The organism is Undibacterium sp. Ji49W, assembly GCF_049340205.1.
In the GTDB taxonomy this organism is placed as follows: domain Bacteria; phylum Pseudomonadota; class Gammaproteobacteria; order Burkholderiales; family Burkholderiaceae_D; genus Undibacterium.
On the sequence record NZ_JBMPOW010000003.1, the window covers coordinates 55,864 to 78,043 of the forward strand.

Sequence of the window (22,180 nt, forward strand, 5' to 3'; positions counted from 1 at the left end):
CTTTTAGGAATTATAACTTGCCTGGTACTTATCCTTGCTGGTTGTGGTGGCTTTGTGTATACCACAGTGGGTGGTACTGTAACGGGACTCACTTCGGGTGATACCCTTGTATTGCGTAATGACGCCAATTACACCCAGACCCTGACTGCTGATGGCACGTTTTCTTTCAACGTTGCCAGTAATGGTAGCTATGCGATCAGTGTCCTGACACAACCAAATACAGTGAACTGTACCGTAGTCAATGGCACGGGCAAGATGAGCAGCGAAGCAGCTGTCAAGAATATTATCGTGACTTGCGTTCCAAATGTACCTATCGGCGGTACCTTGTCTGGCCTGGCAGACAGCACTTCGCTGGTATTGGTGAATAATAATACTGGCTTGTCAACGACTGTATCGTCCAATGGTACTTTCCTGTTCGGTAATTATGTTGTCAACGGTAGTGCTTATACGATTGCTGTAGGTATTCCGCCAGCAGCACAATACTGTACGGTTGCCAATGGCACAGGTACGGCCAACATCCTCAACACGGCAGCTGCTCTGACATCGGTGGTGACCTGTGTGCCTGCGGTGCCGGTCAAGTTTACCGTGACAGGCCTGACGGCGGGCACGATACTGACCATGGTCAATACAGCCAATGCCTATGCCGACAAGTTCTCGGTCACGCTGGATGGTACATATGGCTTTAACTGGAGTCTGCTCAATGGCGTGTCGTATGTCGCCGCAGTGGATACCCAGCCTAGCGGCCAGACCTGTAAGGTTGCCAATGGCACCGGTATTATTGATTTCAATAATGCTGCCGCTGCTGCCAATATCACGGTGACTTGCGCCAAGAGCTGATGCGGCATTTGCCTGCATCTGTGCAGGCAAATGAAGTGTAGAAGTAAACGAAATACAGCCATGCATATGCATGGCTGTATTTTTTTATGGAGCAGCGAAAAGCTGTGAGAAGAGTGTGTCTGTATGCAGTGTCAGTGTGCAGCGTCAGTGTTAAGCTGGGGTAGAAGATGGGCAGCTTACAATTCTTCCAGGCGGCCCTGGGCGTTGAAATAGAAAATGCCTTCATGCTTGAAGCCCCATTTGCCGCCTTTCAGGCGTATGAAGGGCTCGAAGCTGAAAAACGGGACTTCGCCCAGTTCTATCTTGTTGTCTGACTGTATGTATTCTCGGTCGTCCTTGTTGGTGACGATGCTGTGGCCGACATTATTGCGGTAATCCAGATTCACGAAGCCGTTTTGGCGTATGCGCAGGTTGGCCCAGTCAAATAACTGGCCGAAAGTGGTTTTTGGCGTCACCATCTCTGGCATTTGCGCATGCAGGTGATTCAGAAAGCTCAGCCCGTTGCGAAATTCCAGCATCTGCGGTGCATGCGTGACCTTGCCACCTTCGACGGGGAAGGAGCGGGCGCAATCACCCCAGTATTGTTCATTGGTGGGACTAAGATCAACCGTAATCAGATTGGCGCTGCCGACCGGTTCAGTGCCGGGCTGATAATCGCGGCCAGAAATCGAAACGCAACTGCGTGACCCCAGTAGCACCAGGGCCGGGCACTGGTGGTACCAGGTGTCTGCATAGCCGCATTCACACAACATGGCATAGGCTTTATCGGCGATGCTTTGCTCGGTATCTTTGGCGGTGATCATGCCTGCCAGACGTTCCAGTACTGCCTTGGCGGCAGCCTGGACGACACGGTGTTGCTCGATTTGTGTTTCTGTCGGCATGATGGGCTTGGTTTGGCTAGTGATCAATCTGTTTACTTGTCTTGTTATGCGTGAGTGCTGCGATGGTGCCTGTCAGACCTATCTTTGTCGCCGCTGTCATTGTCATGGTCATCATTGCTGTCTGCGTCGGCGTTATTGCTATCGTCGTCAGCTTTGTCATGGGTGCCGGGTGTAATGGCTCTGACCCCGGCGCGCGTTACATCTACCGCTGTGCCGACCACTGCGCTGCCAACTTTGACCGTGGTGGATACTGCCGCATCGGCAATCGCGATGACAGTACAGCCATTCAAGGAAAGCAGGCAAAGCAGCAGCGCACTGCGATATGGATAAGTTAGCAAAACTGGCTCCGGTTTTCGGTTGGAGAGAAGAGGGTGATTCAGTGTCAAGGACGGTAACCTATCGAAGTGCAGGAAATGCATGAAAATGATCGTTGCAGCCACCTTCACATCATTTCGCATCAAGCTTAGTGCATGCAGATGATTTTAAGTTCATTCTGCAATAACTACTATGTCTATCCGTATAAATTCGGATTGATTTGTTACTAATCGTTGCGTTTGTTTTCATCCACAACAAAAAAGTGTAGATGCACGCTTGGGTCAACTGATGTCCTACATGTGCTCTGCATGTGTGCCCACGTGTGCCCACGTGTGCTAACTGTGTGCTAAATGTGTGCTACATCTGATAGGCGCGCCAGGCCAGGCGAATCCAGTCAGTTTTGCCCAGTTTGGGCCGCTGATGAAATACATCGTATTGCACGGCCTCGATTTTTTCCAGGATGCGCAAGCCACCCTGCACAACCAGTCGCAGTTCCCAGCCCAGCCGGCCTGGCAAACGTTTCGCCAGCCCACTGCCGGACAGCATCATCGTTCTGGCGCGGGCAATCTGGAAGCGCATGAGATTGCGCCAGTCTTCATTCAATACCCCGTTGGCGATCTGTTGCTCGCCAATGCCAAAGCGGCTGAGATCATCCTGTGGCAAGTAAATGCGCTGTTTTTGCCAGTCGACGGCGACATCCTGCCAAAAATTGATGATTTGCAGGGCGCTGCAAATGGCATCCGAATCACGCAGATTGTCTGCGCTGGCTTCACCGTACAAATGCAGCATCAGCGTGCCCACCGGGCTGGCCGAGCGCGCGCAATAATCCAGCAGGCCAGGAAAATCCGCATACCGGGTCGTTACCACATCCTGTTTAAACGCTGACAGCAAGTCCCGAAAACTTTGCAGGGGTAGCGCATATTTGTGTATCACCCCGGCCAGTGCCTTGAATAGTTGCGATTCGCTGCTACTATTTTTCTCTATGCTGTCGAGTTCTGCTTCATAGGCTGCCAACTGGCGCAGCCTCTCTTCGGGGCTGGCATCACCTTCATCTGCAATATCGTCGGCGCTGCGGGCAAATGCATAAATGACATTTACCGCTGGCCGTAGCCTGGCTGGCATCAGCAGGGATGCAACGGGAAAGTTTTCGTAATGTTTGGAGGCTTGGGTAGCGTCGGGCGCAGCAGGCATGGTTGGCTTGGTTGGTCTTGGTTGGTCTGTGTTCAAACGTATTTTGTGCCCTATTCGCCGCACTTCAAGTGGCTGATGCCGGGCAAAAAATGGCTGAAAAGCTTAATGACTGAAAAGTCATTGGCAAAAACAAGATGCTTAACTATAATTACTAACCGCAAAGTCATTTATTTGATGGTAGCAGATAAATATTATAAAAAATCAAGAAATCTGGTCATGCCTGAAGTCCGGCAAGATTCATCATCTTTAAATAGGACTTACGCAACATTGTCCCGAAGTTTACGGCCTGGTGCCGTAGCGCAGTTGGGGCGGTCTTGCGTAAGTGTACTGTTTAGGTTTTTTACTCGTTTCATCCCGGCTTGGAAAGCCTGCATAGTAAAGGAAAACTCCTGTGTTAACACCAGAAACTACCAATCATCCTCAGGCGCGGCAGTTGGCTGGCAGGCGCGTTGTTACTTACGCCGTCGCCTTCGCTTCTGCGGCCTTGTTGCTGGCTTGTTCCAAACCTGCTGAAAAAACCGAAGATATTCGCCCGGTACGGACGATTACCCTGGCATCCAGCAATGTCGATATCAATTCCGAATTGCCGGGTGAAGTCAGGCCACGTATCGAATCTCGTCTGGGCTTTCGCGTTGCCGGCAAAATCGTGTCGCGCAAGGTTGATGTCGGTGCAGTGGTCAAGCGTGGCCAGTTGCTGATGCAGCTTGATCCGCAAGATCTGGCATTGGCGCAGATGCAGGCCAAAGCAGGGTTGGCAGCGGCAGAAAGCAACCGCGACCTGGCAGTGGCTGAGCTGAAGCGTTACCAGGACCTGCGTTCCAAGAATTTTGTTGCTGCTTCCGTGCTGGATGGCAAAGAAGTGGCCGCCAAATCTGCCCAGTCCAGCTATGAACAGGCGCTGGCTGCCTATAAAAATCAGGCCAACCAGTCTGGCTATACCAGTCTGGTAGCCGATGTGGATGGTGTCGTTACCGGTCTGGATGCTGAAATCGGTCAGGTTGTCACTGCCGGCACGCCGGTCGTGCGCGTAGCGCAAACGGGTGATCTGGATGTCGTGGTTGGTATTCCGGAAGACAAGATCAACTCCATCCGTCAGATGACCGATGTCAATGTGCGCTTGTGGGCTAGCCCTGGGCAGACTATTCCCGGCAAATTGCGCGAATTGTCACCTATTGCTGATCCCGTTACCCGCACCTTTACTGCCAAGGTTAGCCTGAGTGGTGATGTCAAGAATGTGCAACTGGGCATGACAGCCTTTGTCAGCTTCAATGCCAAAAATCCCGCTAGCACCATCAGGGTGCCATTGACCGCCATGTTCCAGGAAAAGAATACGTCATCGGTCTGGTTGGTGGAGTCTGGCGTGGTCAGGCTGGTGCCGGTGCAGGTCGCCGGTTCATCTGGCGAAGAAGTATTGCTGGCTGGTGGTGTCAAGCCAGGCCAGGTAGTGGTGACTGCGGGCGTCAATCAACTGAAAAATGGTCAGAAAGTGACTATCCTTGGTGTTGAAGCACCGGCTGCTTCTGCTAATCCTGCTGCGCCAGCCAAAGTGGCTGATGCCGCTGCGGGAGCTGCGAAATGAGTGATTCTTCCCGTGGATTCAATTTATCCAGGTGGGCGCTAGAGCATATACCGCTAACGCGTTATCTGATCGTCGTGCTCTTGCTGGGTGGCATACTCAGTTACAGCAAACTGGGGCAGGATGAAGATCCGCCGTTTACTTTCCGTGCCATGGTGGTCAGGGCGATCTGGCCGGGTGCCACTGCCTTGCAGATGGCCGATCAGGTCACCGACAAGCTGGAAAAAAAGCTCCAGGAAACACCGTATATCGACAAGATACGCAGCTATTCAAAACCTGGTGAAACGCTGATCATCCTGCAATTGCGCGAATCGACACCGCCCAAGGAAACCGCACAATCCTGGTATCAGGTGCGCAAGAAGATAGGCGACATCAAGGCGACCTTGCCGCCAGGCGTGCAGGGGCCGTTCTTCAATGATGAATTCGGTGATACCTATGGGTCTATCTTTGCCCTGTCCGGTGACGGCTTCAAGTATGAAGAAGTCAAGGAATATGCTGACTATGTACGCCAGCAATTCTTGCGTATCCCTTCCGTATCCAAGGTAGAGCTGTTTGGTGTGCAGGATGAGAAAATCAATATTGAATTTTCCCAGAAAAAATTCTCGCAACTTGGCGTTCCCTTTGATGCGATAGTCGGGCAGATCAGTTCCCAAAACGGTATTGAAGGTACCGGTGTGCTGACGACATCCAGCGATAACCTGCAAGTGCGTGTAACTGGCGCCCTGATGACGGTGAAAGACCTGGAAAGCCTGCAATTGCGTGCTAACGGAACCACCTTCCGTCTTGGTGATTTTGCGACCGTCAAGCGTGAATACAAGAACCCGCCACAAGACAAGATGCGCTTTAATGGCAAGGAAGTTGTGGGACTTGGCATTTCCATGGAAAAGGGCGGCAACATTATCGAGCTGGGTAAAAATCTCCAGCATGATGTCGCCATCATCAAGGCCAAACTGCCGGTGGGTATCAAGCTTGAGCAAGTGTCCAATCAACCGGATGCGGTGACGTCATCGGTAGGTGAATTTATTCATACCCTGATCGAGGCTGTTGTTATCGTGCTGGCAGTCAGCTTCCTGGCCCTGGGCTTGCATACCAAGCCATTCCGTCTGGATATCTGGCCGGGTCTGGTGGTGGGCTTGACGATACCACTGGTATTGGCGATTACCTTCCTGTTCATGCGTATTTTTGATATCGATCTGCACAAGATATCGCTGGGCGCGCTGATCATTGCCCTGGGTTTGCTGGTGGACGATGCCATTATTGCGGTCGAGATGATGGTCAGGAAAATGGAAGAAGGCTTCTCGCGTTTTGATGCCGCAACCTTTGCCTATACCTCTACCGCGATGCCTATGCTGACCGGTACCCTGATCACGGCGGCAGGCTTCTTGCCGATTGGTCTGGCCAAGTCGGCAGCGGGTGAATATACCTTCTCCATGTTTTCCGTGAATGCGCTTGCCTTGATCATTTCCTGGCTGGCGGCGGTTATTTTTACGCCTTATCTTGGTTATCTGCTGTTGAAGGTGAAGCCGCATGGTGGTTCTGGTGGTAGCGAACATGAGATATTTGATTCGCCGTTTTACAGCCGCTTCCGCGCCATGGTGAACTGGTGTGTGGAATGGCGCAAAACCACCATCATCATTACCCTGGGTGTGTTTGGTCTGGGTGTATTCGGGTTCAAGTTTATTGAGCAGCAATTCTTCCCTGATTCCAGCCGTCTGGAATTGATGGTGGAACTGTGGCTGCCTGAAGGTTCATCCTTCGCTGCAACAGAAGCGCAAGCCAAGAAATTTGAAGCCTTTATCCAGAAGCAGGAAGGTGTGGACAGCGTTACCAGCTATGTGGGTACCGGTAGCCCGCGTTTCTATTTGCCGCTGGATCAGATTTTCCCGCAGACTAACGTATCGCAGATCGTGGTCTTGCCCAAGGATTTGAAGGCGCGTGCTGCATTGCGTTTAAAAATCATTGATGTCTTTAAAACTGACTTCCCTGAAGTGCGTGGTCGTGTGAAATTGTTGCCAAATGGACCACCGGTTCCTTACCCTGTGCAATTCCGCGTATCTGGCCTGGAAGTGACCAAGGTCAGGGAAATTGCTGATCGCGTCAAAGAAGTCATGCGCGCTAATGCGAATACTGTTGGTGTGAATGACAACTGGAATGAATCCGTGAAAGTCGTCAGGATAGACCTTGATCAGGATAAGTTGCGTATGCTGGGTATTACCTCGCAAACGGTGATGCGTGCTGCCAATACCATTCTGACTGGCACTACGGTTGGGCAATTCCGTGATGGCAACAAGCTGATCGATATTGCCGTACGCCAGCCTGTAGATGAACGTTCTACCGTGGAAGCGCTCAGCAACGCCAATATCCCGACTGGCAGCGGTAAATACGTGCCTTTATCGCAAGTTGCACGCATTTCCCTGGTGTGGGAACCTGGTGTGGTCTGGCGTGAAGGTCGCGAATGGGCGGTTACCGTACAGTCTGACGTGGTGGATGGTATACAGGGGCCGACGGTATCCAGCCAGATTTCACCCAAGCTCGATCAAATCCGCGCCAGCCTCTTGCCGGGTTACAAGATAGAACTGGCCGGTGCCGCAGCCGACAGTGGCAAGGCGCAGGAATCGATTGCAGCTAACGTACCATTGGTGGTGTTTATCATCTTTACCTTGCTGATGTTGCAACTGCATAGCTTCTCGCGTTCATTGCTGGTGTTCCTGACCGGGCCTTTGGGAGTGGCCGGTGCGGCAATGGCTTTGCTGATCTTGCAACGTCCATTCGGTTTTGTGGCCCAGCTTGGCGTGATTGCCCTGTTCGGCATGATCATCCGTAACTCGGTGATCCTGATCGACCAGATCGAGCATGACATCCGTGAGGGTGCTGCACCGTGGGATGCGATCGTGGAATCGGCTGTGCGTCGTTTCCGCCCCATCATCCTGACAGCCGCCGCTGCGGTGCTGGCGATGATACCTTTGTCGCGCTCCGTATTCTGGGGCCCGATGGCGGTTGCCATCATGGGTGGCCTCATCATCGCTACGGCGCTGACCCTGTTGTTCTTGCCAGCATTGTATGCAGCATGGTTCCGCGTCAAGAAGCCCGCGTGATTTATGTATAAATAGTTTCAACGCAAAAGCCCTTGCCTGTGTTTGTATGCAGGCAAGGGCTTTTTCGTCTGTGGCCGGGGCGGGCAGGCGGCTAGAAGGGTTTTTGGCTGTATTTAAAAAAATAAGGCACGGCCGAATAAAATCCAGTAGAATATCGGGCTGGAGTTGTAATGCCACATACATCAGTTTTGGGCGACGCTTGAATTTCGGGTCGCCCTTTGCTTTTGTACCGGCGGTGCAGAACAGGGTCTCTTGTTCTGATACTTTGCCGGTTTGCAACATAAACATCCCGCGAGGATGGCGAAATTGGTAGACGCACCAGGTTTAGGTCCTGACGCCAGCAATGGTGTGGGGGTTCGAGTCCCCCTCCTCGCACCACAGAATTTTTACTATTTGGACGATTTTCATGGCAACTGCAGTCGAAACTTTAGATAAATTGGAACGCCGTTTAACGATTTCTTTTCCGATCGCTGACGTGCAATCGGAAGTTGAAAAGCGTTTGAAAGTGCGTGCACGTACAGCAAAAGCGCCTGGCTTCCGTCCTGGTAAAGTGCCGATGAAAATGGTCGCTGCCCAGTATGGCTACCAGGTCGAAACAGAAGTGCTGAACGACAAAGTCGGTCAGGCTTTCTCTGTTGCTGCCAATGAAAACAAATTGCGCGTTGCTGGCTACCCAAGCATAGAACCAAAAACTGGTGCTGATGTTGCTGAAGGCAGTCTGGCATTCGATGCAACATTTGAAATTTACCCAGAAATCACCATCGGTGATCTGTCTGTTGCTGAAGTGGAACAAGTCAAGTCCGAAGTGACTGATGTTGAAATCGACAAGACCATCGACATCCTGCGCAAACAGCGCGTGCACTTCCACGTTAAAGGCGAGCAGGGCGCGCATGGTGACGGCGGTGCAGACCAGTCCGCACAAAATGGCGACCGTGCTACAGTTGATTTCGTAGGCAAGATCGACGGCGTTGAATTCGCTGGCGGCAAGGCAGATGACTTTAATTTCGTTCTGGGCGAAGGCCGCATGTTGCCTGAGTTTGAAACAGCAACTATCGGTTTGAAAGTTGGCGAATCCAAGACTTTCCCATTGGCTTTCCCTGAAGATTACCATGGCAAGGATGTTGCCGGTAAAACAGCAGAATTCACCATAACGCTGAAAAAGCTGGAATGGCCGCATATGCCTGAAGTGGATTCCGAATTCGCAAAAATGCTGGGCGTGGAAGATGGCGATCTGGTCAAAATGCGCGCTGACATCAAAGACAATCTGGAACGCGAAGTGCGTGGCCGTGTTAAGTCCAAGACCAAAGAAAGCGTCATGGATGCGCTGGTTAAGGCAGTTGAATTTGACGTACCTAAGAGCCTGGTTGCCGAGGATGGCGAACGTCTGGCAGAAATGACACGTCAGGACATGGCGCAACGCGGCATGAACGTAAAAGATGTACCATTCCCGACAGAACTGTTTGCTGCACAGGCAGAACGTCGCGTACGTCTGGGTTTGATCCTGGCTGAACTGGTCAAGGCTAACAACCTGCAAGCAACAACCGAGCAAATCAAGGCGCAAGTTGAAGATTTCGCACAAAGCTACGAGGACCCACAGCAAGTCGTTAAATATTATTTTAGCGATCGCAACCGTCTGGCTGAAGTCGAAGCCCTTGTATTAGAAGAAAACGTCGTTAACTATGTCCTGGGTAAAGCGAAAGTATCAGACAAAGTTCTGCCTTTCGATGAATTGATGGGCAACAACGCACAAGCGTAAGCAAAAAGGAAATCACATGACAGGCATCATCCGTAATTCGGCACTGGACACAAATATGCTGGGCATGGTGCCTATGGTGATAGAGCAGAGCGGCAGAGGTGAGCGTGCTTACGACATCTATTCCCGTCTGCTCAAGGAACGTGTGATTTTTCTGGTCGGCCCGGTCAATGACCAGGCTGCTAACCTCATCGTTGCTCAATTGCTGTTTTTGGAAAGCGAAAATCCAGACAAGGATATTTCGCTTTACATCAACTCCCCCGGTGGTTCGGTATCTGCCGGTATGGCGATTTATGACACCATGCAGTTCATCAAGCCTGATGTATCTACGCTGTGTACTGGCCTGGCGGCATCCATGGGTGCCTTCCTGCTGGCAGCGGGTGCCAAGGGTAAGCGTTTCTCCCTGCCAAATTCACGTATCATGATCCACCAACCTCTGGGTGGCGCCCAAGGTCAGGCTTCTGATATTGAAATTCAGGCGCGTGAAATTCTTTATTTGCGTGAGCGCCTCAATGGCATCCTGGCAGAAAACACAGGGCGCAGTCTGGAGCAGATCGCCAAAGATACCGATCGTGACAATTTCATGTCTGCCGATGCGGCAGCAGAATATGGTCTGATCGACAAGGTACTGGCTCATCGCGCGTAAGCAGCATAGAAAAAATAAAACGCCCGCTCCGCTATGGTTCGGGCGTTTTTTTATTCTGTTCTATAATGACTGCGTGGGCTTGACTACAATTCGGCTGCAATAGTTGGATGCCATGACGAAAGCCGCTTTTGCAGGTAATATGCGTACGGAAGAAGTTTGTGATTTATCGCAGCCCTGCCTGGTCAATTTGACAGGGCCGTCATCCTCCGGCTTCATGGATTAATTTTGTTTATTTTATATACGTATCATGCCCGATAAAAAATCCTCCAGTGGAGAAAAGCTGCTCTATTGCTCGTTTTGCGGCAAGAGTCAGCATGAGGTTAAAAAACTGATTGCAGGGCCATCCGTATTTATTTGCGATGAGTGCATCGATTTGTGCAACGACATCATTCGTGACGAAGTGTCCGAAATTGATAATATTGCCAGTGCAAAAACCGAACTGCCAACACCGCAAGAGATCACCGATCTGCTCGACCAGTACGTCATTGGCCAAATGGGTGCCAAACGTATTCTCGCGGTAGCGGTTTACAACCATTACAAGCGCCTGAAGCACCTCGGCAAGAAAGATGATGTCGAACTGGCTAAGAGTAATATTCTGCTGGTCGGCCCGACAGGTTCTGGTAAGACCTTGCTGGCGCAAACACTGGCTCGCATGCTGAATGTGCCTTTCGTGATCGCCGATGCAACTACCCTGACCGAAGCCGGCTATGTTGGTGAAGACGTAGAAAACATCATTCAAAAGTTGCTGCAAAACTGCAACTATGAAGTCGAACGTGCGCAAAAGGGTATTGTTTATATCGATGAAATTGACAAGATTTCTCGTAAATCTGACAACCCGTCGATTACCCGTGACGTATCCGGCGAAGGCGTGCAGCAAGCCTTGTTGAAACTGGTCGAAGGTACCATGGCATCAGTGCCGCCACAGGGTGGCCGTAAGCATCCTAACCAGGATTTCATCCAGATCGACACCACCAACATCATGTTCATTTGCGGTGGTGCGTTTGACGGCCTCGCCAAGATTATTTCCGACCGTTCTGAGCGCAGCGGCATAGGTTTCTCTGCCAGCGTCAAGAGCCAGGCAGAAAAGAGCGCCAGCGACGTCATGCAGGACGCTGAACCGCAAGATCTGATCAAGTTTGGCCTGATCCCTGAACTGGTTGGCCGTTTGCCCGTCATTGCCACACTGAATGAACTGGACGAAGCTGCACTGATACAGATTCTGGTCGAGCCTAAAAACGCCTTGATCAAGCAATATGCAAAATTGCTGGAGATGGAAGGCACAGAGCTGGAAATTCGTCCTGCTGCCCTGCAAGCGATTGCCAAGAAGGCGATTGCGCGCAAGACTGGTGCCCGTGGCTTGCGTTCCATTCTGGAACACGCCTTGCTGGATGTCATGTATGACCTGCCTAGCCATCAGAACGTGGAGAAAGTGGTCATTGATGAAAACACCATCACCAATGGCGCGAAACCACTGTTGATTTACCACGAGCAACCCAAGGTTGCTGGTGCCTGAGTCACCTGACTGATGTCGCATAAAAAACTTAATGGGGAGGCAACTCCCCATTTTTTATTGGTTTCTCATGCTTTATTTCTTTGTTTTAATTTGATTCGAAGTACAATGATTTAACAAAACAAAAACAGCTTCAATCGTAAAGCTACCCGGGGAAGCTCTCTGTGTGGCTTTTTTTATTGTTTTTTTCCAGAATGGGCTTGTGTTTCCGCCCAGTGCGCCAACATTGTTAACCAGTATTTATGAAAGGTGCGCCATGACGACTACTCTGATAACCGAACAAACCCAACTGCCGTTGTTGCCACTGCGTGATGTTGTTGTATTCCCGCACATGGTGATTCCCCTGTTTGTGGGGCGTCCAAAATCCATCAAGGCCCTGGAAGCTGCCATGGATCAAGGCAAGAGCATTATGCTTGCCGCTCAGAAAGCCGCTGCCAAGGACGAACCTTCGGCAGATGATATTTATGAAATTGGCTGTATTGCCAATATCCTGCAAATGCTGAAGTTGCCAGACGGTACCGTCAAGGTACTGGTCGAAGGTGCTCAACGTGCGCGCATACACAAGATCCATGATTCCGAATCCCACTTTTTCGCAGATCTGACACCTGTCGCTCTGGATGAGGGTGATGAATCTGAAGTGGAAGCGATGCGTCGCGCCATCGTTCAGCAGTTTGATCAATACGTCAAACTGAACAAAAAAATCCCGCCAGAAATCTTGGCATCCCTGTCCGGTATTGATGATGCCGGTCGCCTGGCTGACACCATTGCTGCCCATCTTCCATTGAAGCTGGAACAGAAACAGGTGATCCTGGAAATCTTCAGTGTCTCCAAACGCCTTGAGCATTTGCTGGGGCAGCTGGAAGGTGAACTCGATATTCTGCAAGTTGAAAAGCGTATCCGTGGTCGCGTCAAGCGCCAGATGGAGAAATCCCAGCGCGAGTACTACCTGAACGAACAGGTCAAGGCCATCCAGAAAGAACTGGGCGAAGGTGAAGAGGGCGCCGATATTGACGAACTGGAGAAAAAAATCCTGGCCGCCAAGATGCCTAAAGAAGCCCGCGACAAGGCACAGAATGAGTTGAAAAAACTCAAAATGATGTCACCGATGTCGGCAGAAGCCACCGTCGTGCGCAATTACATCGACACCATCGTCAATCTGCCATGGAAGAAAAAATCCAAGGTCAATAATGATTTGACGAATGCTGAAAAAGTACTGGAAGACGAACACTTTGGCCTCGATAAGGTCAAAGAACGCATCCTGGAATATCTTGCAGTACAACAGCGCGTCGACAAGCTTAAAGCGCCTATCCTGTGTCTGGTAGGCCCTCCGGGCGTGGGTAAGACCTCGCTGGGGCAATCCATCGCCCGTGCCACGAACCGCAAGTTCGTGCGCATGGCCCTGGGTGGCGTGCGTGACGAGGCTGAAATTCGCGGTCACCGTCGTACCTACATCGGCTCCATGCCAGGCAAGATTCTGCAAAGCCTGTCCAAGGTCGGTGTGCGTAATCCGCTTTTCCTGCTGGATGAAGTGGACAAGATGGGTGCAGACTTCCGTGGCGACCCTTCGTCTGCCTTGCTGGAGGTACTGGACCCTGAGCAAAATCATACCTTCTCGGATCACTATATCGAAGTTGATTTCGATCTGTCTGATGTGATGTTTGTGGCGACGTCCAACTCCTATAATATTCCGCCAGCTTTGCTGGATCGGATGGAAGTGATACGTCTGTCGGGTTATACCGAAGATGAAAAAACCAGCATTGCCCAGCGTTATTTGCTGCCCAAGCAAATCAAGAACAATGGTTTGAAAGAAGGCGAAATTACCGTGGCCGAAAGTGCGATACGCGACATCATTCGCTATTACACCCGTGAAGCCGGTGTGCGTTCGCTGGAAAGGGAAATCTCCAAGATTTGTCGCAAGGTCGTGAAAATGCTCTTGCTGAAGAAGACCGAGAAAAAAGCCACGGTCAATTCCAAAAATCTGGATAAATACCTGGGTGTGCGTCGCTATGACTTTGGCGTCGCCGTTAAAGACAACCAGATCGGCCAGGTAGTTGGTCTGGCCTGGACTGAAGTGGGCGGCGATCTGCTGACCATAGAAGCCGTTGCCATGCCAGGTAAAGGCGGTGTCATTCGTACAGGTACCCTGGGCGATGTCATGAAAGAATCGATCGAGGCAGCCCGCACCGTGGTGCGCAGCCGCGCCAAGCGTCTGGGTATCAAGGCCGATGTATTCGAGAAGAGTGATATTCATATCCACGTGCCAGAAGGTGCCACACCGAAAGACGGTCCGTCTGCCGGTATCGCCATGACCACGGCGCTGGTGTCTGTGTTCACCGGCATCCCGGTTCGTGCCGATGTCGCCATGACAGGCGAGATCACACTGCGCGGCGAAGTATTGCCTATCGGTGGCCTGAAAGAGAAATTGCTGGCTGCGCATCGCGGTGGTATCAAGACCGTGCTGATACCAGAAGAAAACGCCAAGGATCTGGCAGAGATCCCGGACAACGTCAAAAACAAACTGGAAATTATCCCGGTACGCTGGATAGACAAAGTCCTGGAAATCGCACTGGAAACCCAGCCGGTTCCTTTGGTTGACGAGCCGGTCCCCGTAGCTGCCGCAGCAACACCAGCAACGCCAGAAACACCAGCGGATACGACGGTGGTAAAGCACTAAGTTAATCAGCATTTGTTGGTGCTTGCCAGCCAAGCACTGGCAATAGAAAAATGAAATCGCCCGATTTTTGAATCGGGCGATTTTTTTGTCGGTAGTTTGATTCCGCTATGTGGTAGCTGCGATGTTAAATTTTCCTTAAACACGGATTCAATTTAATCTATGATTCATTGTCTTAATTTTTAGATTGGAAATGGTCTGCTTCTATGACTACTTTGACGCAACTTGATAAACACGCGAGCAAATGGTTCCATGACGCGATGCGGCGACGTGGTTTCGCCATAGAAAAGAAATTTACTTTTTGGCGTAAGCGCGGGCCTTTATTTGACATGTTTGTTGCAAGAATAAGTTCAGGCGGGTTTCTTGATGTCAATGTAACGATCTGGTCGCCTTGGGCAGATCATCCAAATGGTGAGCTCGGAGAATTCCCTCCCGATTATCTATTGATTGGTGGCCGCCTCTCTGAGGATTTCCCCAAAAATATGTTTAGCGACCCAATGTTTTCTGTTGAAAATGAGGAAGATATTGAGCAAGTTTTAAGATCCGTATTGGAATTAATTGATAAATGCGCTTTACCCTGGTTTCCGACAGTTTATTCATATGAAACATACGTCGCCTACGTTGGGAAGCGTGGCTATCATCCGACTGCCGAACGGATAGAAATGGTAAAAGCAGGAATTGCACGAGGCTTTCAACAAGAGCCATATATTTAATTTTTTACCAGGTGAAATATGTCAGTCGATATTTTTGTGATTCTAAAAAAAGAGAAAATGCCTGACCCCAAACGATGGGCGCAAGCAATTGCGGAGGCAGAGTTTGATCTGCAAATTGACACGGATTTTGATGTTGAAGAATTTTCCGGTTTTTTGCCCTGCATATACAAGGGTGAAGAAACCGGGTTCGAATATTTTTTCGAAGAGCTGGAAGACGACTTTTTGGAGGAAGACGCGACATCGCAACTTGAGGGTAGAGATTATATGGTGACCTTTTCGACGCACAGTGATTTAACTGAACTGATAGTGTCGACTATTGCATCAGCAGTCTTGTGTTCAATGTCAGATGGTTTAATCCTGAATGACGAGGATGGATTGCCCTTCATCAAGGCACAAGATGCAATTGCCTATGGCAAGAAAGCAGAGGCTGAATTGATATTGGATTTGGATGAGGGATAGCTGACGGTATCCGGATAAATCAACTCAGGTCCTATTCAAGCAAGAATACCTGCTTACCATTCCAAATTGTTTATAGTAAATATGACGGATTTCGATATCAATATTGGTGCTAGCACACGTTCGGCCTTTTCTGGAATTATCGGGAAACGCTGCTGCCGGCAACGTGCAGGGGAATACAAAAGTCTCAGTCTTGGTTTTGGGGAGAAAGTCCCACACGTGAGGAAGAAATCGGTTGATTCCTTCAGCGGCGAATGGGAGATCGGCACGTATTCTGCTGCCTGGAGGATTGTAAAGAACGGCGCAATTCTTTGCGGAAGCATGAATCCCGTTGATTCGAACGAAGAACTGGAGCAACAGGTTGATGCACTCCAACTTGGTATTGTGATGTCTATTGAAATGCTTTCCAAATTCGATATTCGCATCGCCTTGGATGACAGAACCTTTGTCGAATTTATGTGTGCGTCGAACGATGATGAAAATGTGTTTCACATTTTTGGTCCAGATCATCTATTTTTGGGCTATTCACCGGCTCATGGATGGCGACTTAGGAAATCGAATGAGCCTTCTCTGTAAGAGTGCCTTCCGGTCTTTCATTCGTCAGTAGCGCAAGTAAATTGATTTGGGGTTTCAAACTTGTATGTGATGTGCATACGCCACTTTAAAAACACAGTTTTTGGGCCATTTCCAATATCGAAGTGGCAAACATGCTGCCGACCTGCTTGATGTCCGATTGAGTACCTTTGAAAAGAAAATTTTACCCGGGCCGCCCGTTTCACAAAAGAGAACCATTTCAGCGTAGATGATTTCGGAGAACAATAAATGCCCGATAACGTAGTTATTTTTAAAAGCCCGGAATTTTTTAAACTTGTAAAAGAAATGTCGAAGTTCGAGCGTCAAATTAGCAAAAGCCGCATTGATGTTCCCAGGCCGGGATATGTTATGGACCAATGGGGAAGTTATGTGTCTGAAGCTAAAGTAAATGGTTTGATTGATTTGCTCAAACAGCTAATGAGGGTAAATGAGGAAGATGAAGCCCGTGCCGCCCGCTCTATTTATGCAGGTCTACTGCTAACCTTGAATCGATTTGATGCGGCGAAAAATGAATTTAAGGCATTGGCCGATGAACGGCCCGAGAAGAGTGAACTAGACATGCTCAATATTTTAATTATTGAAGCAAAGAGAGGTAATTTTGACGAGGCGAAACGGCTTGCTGGGGTTGTAAATGCAATGTCTGGGGAATGGTACCAAATAACAGACGAGCGAATTCAAGAAAAATATAACAACCACCAAAAGATCATTAAATCCAAATGAAGCTGAAGTTGATTGTGTTGGTCGCCAATGAACAGAGCACTGAAATGATGTGAATATGTATGAAATAAAACCTGGAATCGGTGTAGCAAATGTTGTATTCGGTCAGAAGGCGGAATCGCTCTCATCTATGGGATATTTTGAAGACCCGGATGGCTTTGACGAGATAACTGAATGGCGCACGTACAAGAAGAATGATGAGTTTAAGTGCTATGTAAAAAATGGCGAAGTAATATGCATTGCTTGTTTCTTTGACTGTCTTATCGATGGTTTTTCTTTGATGGGCAAAGAGTTACACGAGTTAGTCCAGGCGATGGGTGAACCTGATGAGATCGGTGAACCGCTATGGGTAACAAATGATCGACAACAAAGACCTTATGAGTATTTTTCGCTTGGTTTGCAGATTTGGTTTGAGGGCGATAAGGTGGTTTCGGTTTTTTGTAACGACGAATATTGAATTTCTCACCTCCCGCAATTGATCGGAATAGAAGAAATTCTGAGCTGAAAATTTTGATTAATTGAATGAGATAAGAAATGCATTTAGATTTACTGAGAGATACTGCTAAAACATTCCCCAAAATTGAAAATAAACTTGAAATTCTTGGTTTAAAGATATGGCACTGTAAATATGAAACTTTGCAACCTTTGGCTGAATTTCAGAGCCTGGAAAAATTGGTAATTGCCTCATTTCCAGATGATTCGCTTGATATAGTCGTGTCATTGCCAAAATTGAGATATTTGCGGATTTTACATATGCCAAAGATATCAAAACTTGATGCGTTGTCTAGTACTCAATTTATTGAGGTACTCTCATTGTCCACATCACCATCTTGGGACTCAAGTGGAAAATGTACAATTGTTGAATCACTTAAACCGATAGCTTTAATGCCATCGCTCAAGTATTTAGAGCTATTCGGCGTTTGCCCAGTAGACAGATCTCTTGCTGAATTAGATGGCTGTAGAAATTTGCAAACAGCTCGATTCTCGCGATATGCAAACGACGAAATAGAGCGTTTTTATCGCTTGACCGGAGTAGAAAACCAATACGTCTCTGACTGAGGCGTGGAAAGCTAAACATCTCTCGGAGGTATTTATGCTTAACAATCGGCAAGCAAGCTATTGCTTGCCGATGCTTCCTGCCGGTATTGCCAAAAAAGTTTGAGGACGAGCCGGGTGTGATCCGGATGAGAGGGGAGGATCACACCCAGGCTGTCCTCAAACCCAGTTTCTCATCAGGCCGACTGCCAGGCCTTCCAGAGCAAAATCTTCTTCGGTATCGCCCACTCTGATGATGGGGTAATCCGGGTTTTCCGGCATCAGTTCAATCAGGTTGCCGGTTTTTTTGTAGCGTTTGACGGTGACATCATCACCCAGGCGGGCGACGACGATCTGGCCATTGCGGGCGCTGTCGGTTTTTTTGACGGCCAGCAAGTCACCGTCCAGTATGCCGGCATCGCGCATGGACATGCCGCGTACCTTCAGCAAAAAATCAGGCTTGGCAGAGAACAGGGCGGGGTCCACATGGTAGGTGGATTCGATATGTTCGCTGGCCAGTATGGGCGAACCGGCGGCCACGCGGCCAACCAGTGGCAGGCTCAATTGCATCAGTGCCGGATGCGGCAGGGCCATCTGTATGCCAGGGATGTGGCTGGACAGTTCAGATTCCAGCAGGCGTATGCCGCGTGATGTGCCGGCAGCGATCTCGATGACGCCTTTGCGTGCCAGTGCCTGCAAATGCTCTTCTGCGGCATTGGTGGAGCGGAACCCCAGTTCTGCGGCGATCTCTGCGCGGGTAGGGGGAAATCCGGTATTTTGGATAGCATCCTTGATCAGGTTAAGGATTTGTTCCTGGCGGGCAGTGAGTTTTAGCATGGCGTTTTTTTTAATGTGAATGTGCTGTATAGGCAAGCAGTCTGTATTTTTATACAGTAAAGCTGAATATGCAAGTCAAAATCTGCTGAGATCACCAGAAATGTGAAAAATTACCTCATTGAAACCGGCAAATCGGGGTTTTGCCTGGCTAAGTCACTGATCTAATTGATCAATGTTGAAAACTGGGTTATTATTGTCGGCTTTCCTCTTCCCGCACTCGTCTTGACGCCGAGGCGGGCTATTTTTATTGTCCACAAGGAGAATATATGCGTCATTATGAAATCGTATTTATCGTACATCCCGATCAGAGCGAGCAAGTTCCTGCAATGATCGAACGCTACAAGGCAAGTGTTGTAGCTCGTGGTGGTCAAATCCATCGCGTTGAAGACTGGGGCCGTCGTCAACTGGCTTACATGATTCAAAAACTGGCGAAAGCGCACTATGTTTGCTTGAACATTGAATGCGATGCTGAAACTCTGCTCGAGTTGGAAACAGCATTCAAATTCAATGACGCTGTCTTGCGTCACCTGACAGTCAAACTGAAAAAAGCAGAAACAACACCTTCTCCAATGATGAAAGCTGTTCAGAAGGAAGATGCTGCAAAAGCGCAACGTGTAGAAGCGCCTGCTGCTTAATTATTCATTGACAGAGGTCGTGTAAAAAATAGTGAATCAGCTGAAGCTTGTAGCCCGGATCGTAGAGAAAACCGCACTGCGGTACACACCGGCCGGTATACCAATAGCTTCTGCGACATTGATGCACAGTTCGGAAACTCGTGAGGCGAACACAGTTCGACAGGTCGAGTTTGAAATTTCAGCGGTAGCGGCAGGGGAGATTTCCCGCCGGTTCAATGAAATTGATCTGGATGTGCCGGTGGAATTTACTGGTTTTTTAGCACGCAAAAATCGCAATAGCAAAAGTCTCGTTTTTCATGTCACTGAATTCGGGACACCTTTACTAGATTAGGAGCCAAAAATGGCATTCGGTAAAAAATTCGACAAAAGCAAATTGAAGCAAAAGCGTCAGCAACAAAATCCTTTGTTCAAGCGCAAAAAATTCTGCCGTTTCACAGCGGCACATGTAGAAAAAGTTGACTACAAAGACATCGACACACTGAAAGACTTCGTGCAAGAAAACGGCAAAATCATGCCTGCACGTCTGACAGGTACTAAAGCGTTGTACCAACGTCAAGTTGATACAGCAATCAAACGTGCACGTTACCTCGCGTTGCTGCCATACACTGATTTGCACACAGCGTAATTGACGACAAGGTAAAGGAGAAAAATATGCAAGTTATTCTGTTGGATAAAGTCGTTAATCTCGGCAATCTGGGTGATGTAGTTCGTGTAAAAGACGGCTATGCCCGTAACTTTTTGATTCCTCAACGTATGGCCCGTCGTGCTACGACAGCTGCCGTTGCCGAATTCGAAGCAAAACGTGCTGAACTGGAAAAAGCAGCAGCCGCCAAATTGGCAGCAGCACAAGCTCAAGGCGAAAAACTGTCCGGTTTGACAGTGCAAATCACCCAGAAATCTGGTGTTGATGGCCGTCTGTTCGGTTCTGTTACTAACTCTGATATCGCTGAAGCCCTGACAAAACAAGGTTTCGCGGTTGAAAAAGCACAAGTACGTTTGCCACAAGGTCCTTTGAAGATCGCTGGCGATCACAGCGTTTCCGTTGCATTGCATACGGACGTCGTGGTTGATGTGATCGTTTCTGTACTGGGCGAGCACGCTTAATTTGCTTTTTGCAAATTGCTGAAGAAAAAGCCGGGAATTCCCGGCTTTTTTGTTGTGTGCGGGATGTTTTTCTTTGTTGTGTTGTTTATGTGATATTTGTCGTGGCTGAATCAGAAACTTGTCACAATCTTGTCATAAACATGCCTGCTTCCCTCACGTTGTATTGTCTGGCAATTTGATTTAACGGTTATAATGCGCGCCATGAAAGCTGGTTCTGATCCTCAAGTTGACGCGATACGCGTCCCCCCCCATTCCATAGAAGCAGAGCAATCTGTCCTTGGAGGCTTGTTGCTTGACAATGCCGCCTGGGATCGTATTGCTGACTTTATCAGCGAAGAAGATTTTTATCGCTATGACCACCGCATCATTTTTCAATGCATGGTCAAGCTCATCAATGCGTCCCGTCCGGCCGACGTGATTACCGTGTTTGAAGCCCTGAATGGCATGAACAAGGCCGAGGATGCCGGTGGCCTTAGCTACCTGAATGCCCTGGCCCAGAATACGCCTTCCGCCGCGAATATCCGTCGTTATGCCGAGATCGTGCGTGACCGTGGTGTGCTGCGCAAGCTGATTACGGTATCTGATGAAATTGCAGGTAATGCCTTTAATCCGCAGGGTAAAGAAGTCAAGCAGATGCTGGACGAGGCTGAATCCAAGATTTTCGCCATCGCTGAAGAGGGTGCCCGTGGTGCCCAGGGTTTCCAGGCCATCCAGCCCTTGCTGACCCAGGTGGTTGAGCGTATTGATGAACTGTATAACCGCGACAATCAAAATGATATTACCGGTGTGCCTACCGGTTTTGCTGATCTGGACAAAATGACGTCCGGTCTGCAGCCTGGGGACTTGATCATTGTTGCCGGTCGCCCATCCATGGGTAAGACTGCGTTTTCGCTGAATATCGGTGAAAACGTGGCAATCGACAGTGGTTTGCCGGTTGCCGTGTTTTCCATGGAGATGGGTGGTGCCCAGCTGGCCATGCGTATGCTGGGCTCGGTAGGGCGTCTGGATCAAAGTCGTTTGCGTGTCGGTAAGCTGACGGATGAAGACTGGCCGCGCCTGACGCATGCCATCCAGAAGATGAATGATGCGCAGTTGTACATCGATGAAACCCCGGCGCTGAGTTCAATAGAATTGCGCGCTCGTTCGCGTCGTCTGGCCAGGCAATGCGGCAAGCTGGGTCTGGTGATTGTCGATTACCTGCAACTGATGTCCGCCAATTCTGCCGGTGAAAACCGTGCGACCGAGATTTCGGAAATTTCCCGAAATCTGAAAGGGTTGGCGAAAGAATTGCATTGCCCGGTGATCGCTTTGTCACAGTTGAATCGCTCGCTGGAACAGCGCCCGAACAAACGTCCCGTCATGTCCGATCTGCGCGAATCCGGTGCGATTGAGCAGGATGCCGACGTCATCATGTTTATTTACCGTGATCAGGTTTATAACCCTGATTCGCCGGACAAGGGTACGGCAGAAATCATTATTGGTAAGCAGCGTAATGGCCCGATCGGCAGTGTGCGCCTGACCTTCCTGGGTGAATATACCAAGTTTGATAACTACGTAGGTAATCTGTCGATCTACGGCGATAACGAATAAGTTTCAGCATCAGGAATTTTTGTT

General features: G+C 49.4%; 22 protein-coding genes and 1 tRNA gene. 19 read left to right on the top strand and 4 right to left on the bottom strand.

The window, feature by feature from the left end:
* Window positions 1-54: 54 nt before the first annotated feature.
* Window positions 55-837 carry a hypothetical protein gene (locus ACO0LK_RS04400; protein ID WP_422972568.1) on the top strand — a complete coding sequence of 261 codons (783 nt, stop codon included), beginning with the start codon at window positions 55-57 and terminating at the stop codon, window positions 835-837.
* A gap of 176 nt (window positions 838-1,013) precedes the next feature.
* On the opposite strand, the gene ACO0LK_RS04405 is transcribed toward ACO0LK_RS04400, so the two are convergent.
* From ACO0LK_RS04405 to hpnC, 3 genes are all read right to left on the bottom strand, one after another.
* Window positions 1,014-1,745, bottom strand: coding sequence for a M24 family metallopeptidase (locus tag ACO0LK_RS04405; RefSeq protein ID WP_422972570.1), 732 nt, complete (start codon window positions 1,743-1,745; stop codon window positions 1,014-1,016).
* A 17-nt stretch (window positions 1,746-1,762) separates the two neighbouring features.
* Window positions 1,763-2,056: a hypothetical protein gene (locus ACO0LK_RS04410; protein WP_422972572.1), complete on the bottom strand. Its 294-nt coding sequence runs from the start codon at window positions 2,054-2,056 to the stop codon at window positions 1,763-1,765.
* Between the two features lie 334 nt (window positions 2,057-2,390).
* Window positions 2,391-3,224 carry a squalene synthase HpnC gene (gene hpnC, locus ACO0LK_RS04415; protein ID WP_422972574.1) on the bottom strand — a complete coding sequence of 278 codons (834 nt, stop codon included), beginning with the start codon at window positions 3,222-3,224 and terminating at the stop codon, window positions 2,391-2,393.
* Between the two features lie 391 nt (window positions 3,225-3,615).
* Here hpnC and ACO0LK_RS04420 point away from each other — a divergent pair, with 391 nt between their 5' ends.
* The 13 genes from ACO0LK_RS04420 (at window position 3,616) to ACO0LK_RS04480 (ending at window position 18,014) form a co-directional block, all read left to right on the top strand.
* Entirely contained in the window at window positions 3,616-4,803 is a 1,188-nt protein-coding gene (locus tag ACO0LK_RS04420; protein ID WP_422972576.1) for an efflux RND transporter periplasmic adaptor subunit, read from the top strand.
* On the top strand, window positions 4,800-7,895 hold the full coding sequence (locus ACO0LK_RS04425) for an efflux RND transporter permease subunit (protein WP_422972578.1): 3,096 nt from the start codon (window positions 4,800-4,802) through the stop codon (window positions 7,893-7,895). Before ACO0LK_RS04420 ends, ACO0LK_RS04425 begins: the two co-directional genes overlap by 4 nt.
* 291 nt (window positions 7,896-8,186) lie before the next feature.
* Window positions 8,187-8,273, top strand: a tRNA-Leu gene (locus tag ACO0LK_RS04430).
* A 28-nt stretch (window positions 8,274-8,301) separates the two neighbouring features.
* Window positions 8,302-9,651, top strand: a complete 1,350-nt coding sequence (tig, locus tag ACO0LK_RS04435; RefSeq protein ID WP_422972580.1) for a trigger factor — start codon at window positions 8,302-8,304, stop codon at window positions 9,649-9,651.
* Window positions 9,652-9,667: 16 nt separating this feature from the next.
* Window positions 9,668-10,294 carry an ATP-dependent Clp endopeptidase proteolytic subunit ClpP gene (clpP, locus tag ACO0LK_RS04440; RefSeq protein WP_422972581.1) on the top strand — a complete coding sequence of 209 codons (627 nt, stop codon included), beginning with the start codon at window positions 9,668-9,670 and terminating at the stop codon, window positions 10,292-10,294.
* A 247-nt stretch (window positions 10,295-10,541) separates the two neighbouring features.
* On the top strand, window positions 10,542-11,807 hold the full coding sequence (gene clpX, locus ACO0LK_RS04445; protein ID WP_186948739.1) for an ATP-dependent Clp protease ATP-binding subunit ClpX: 1,266 nt from the start codon (window positions 10,542-10,544) through the stop codon (window positions 11,805-11,807).
* Window positions 11,808-12,060: 253 nt separating this feature from the next.
* Window positions 12,061-14,478: an endopeptidase La gene (gene lon / locus ACO0LK_RS04450; protein ID WP_186948738.1), complete on the top strand. Its 2,418-nt coding sequence runs from the start codon at window positions 12,061-12,063 to the stop codon at window positions 14,476-14,478.
* 203 nt (window positions 14,479-14,681) lie between these two features.
* A complete protein-coding gene (locus ACO0LK_RS04455; protein WP_422972584.1) occupies window positions 14,682-15,188 on the top strand; it encodes a hypothetical protein in 507 nt (168 codons plus the stop codon).
* An 18-nt stretch (window positions 15,189-15,206) separates the two neighbouring features.
* On the top strand, window positions 15,207-15,647 hold the full coding sequence (locus ACO0LK_RS04460; protein WP_422972586.1) for a hypothetical protein: 441 nt from the start codon (window positions 15,207-15,209) through the stop codon (window positions 15,645-15,647).
* Window positions 15,648-15,728: 81 nt separating this feature from the next.
* Window positions 15,729-16,220, top strand: coding sequence for a hypothetical protein (locus tag ACO0LK_RS04465; RefSeq protein ID WP_422972588.1), 492 nt, complete (start codon window positions 15,729-15,731; stop codon window positions 16,218-16,220).
* A gap of 246 nt (window positions 16,221-16,466) precedes the next feature.
* The gene (locus tag ACO0LK_RS04470) at window positions 16,467-16,958 is read left to right on the top strand and encodes a hypothetical protein (RefSeq protein ID WP_422972590.1); all 492 of its coding nucleotides are present in this window, start codon (window positions 16,467-16,469) and stop codon (window positions 16,956-16,958) included.
* A 55-nt stretch (window positions 16,959-17,013) separates the two neighbouring features.
* Entirely contained in the window at window positions 17,014-17,412 is a 399-nt protein-coding gene (locus tag ACO0LK_RS04475; RefSeq protein ID WP_422972592.1) for a hypothetical protein, read from the top strand.
* Between the two features lie 77 nt (window positions 17,413-17,489).
* On the top strand, window positions 17,490-18,014 hold the full coding sequence (locus ACO0LK_RS04480; protein WP_422972594.1) for a hypothetical protein: 525 nt from the start codon (window positions 17,490-17,492) through the stop codon (window positions 18,012-18,014).
* Window positions 18,015-18,170: 156 nt separating this feature from the next.
* Here ACO0LK_RS04480 and lexA read toward each other — a convergent pair whose 3' ends face one another.
* A complete protein-coding gene (gene lexA / locus ACO0LK_RS04485) occupies window positions 18,171-18,827 on the bottom strand; it encodes a transcriptional repressor LexA (RefSeq protein WP_422972596.1) in 657 nt (218 codons plus the stop codon).
* A gap of 266 nt (window positions 18,828-19,093) precedes the next feature.
* Between lexA and rpsF the strand changes: the two genes are divergently transcribed.
* The 5 genes from rpsF (at window position 19,094) to ACO0LK_RS04510 (ending at window position 22,156) form a co-directional block, all read left to right on the top strand.
* Window positions 19,094-19,462 carry a 30S ribosomal protein S6 gene (gene rpsF, locus ACO0LK_RS04490; protein WP_110252958.1) on the top strand — a complete coding sequence of 123 codons (369 nt, stop codon included), beginning with the start codon at window positions 19,094-19,096 and terminating at the stop codon, window positions 19,460-19,462.
* Window positions 19,463-19,493: 31 nt separating this feature from the next.
* The gene (gene priB, locus ACO0LK_RS04495; RefSeq protein ID WP_422972598.1) at window positions 19,494-19,793 is read left to right on the top strand and encodes a primosomal replication protein N; all 300 of its coding nucleotides are present in this window, start codon (window positions 19,494-19,496) and stop codon (window positions 19,791-19,793) included.
* A 9-nt stretch (window positions 19,794-19,802) separates the two neighbouring features.
* A complete protein-coding gene (gene rpsR, locus ACO0LK_RS04500; protein WP_110252960.1) occupies window positions 19,803-20,087 on the top strand; it encodes a 30S ribosomal protein S18 in 285 nt (94 codons plus the stop codon).
* Between the two features lie 26 nt (window positions 20,088-20,113).
* On the top strand, window positions 20,114-20,566 hold the full coding sequence (gene rplI / locus ACO0LK_RS04505; protein ID WP_422972600.1) for a 50S ribosomal protein L9: 453 nt from the start codon (window positions 20,114-20,116) through the stop codon (window positions 20,564-20,566).
* 201 nt (window positions 20,567-20,767) lie between these two features.
* Window positions 20,768-22,156: a replicative DNA helicase gene (locus ACO0LK_RS04510; RefSeq protein WP_422972602.1), complete on the top strand. Its 1,389-nt coding sequence runs from the start codon at window positions 20,768-20,770 to the stop codon at window positions 22,154-22,156.
* The last annotated feature ends 24 nt before the right edge of the window (window positions 22,157-22,180 follow it).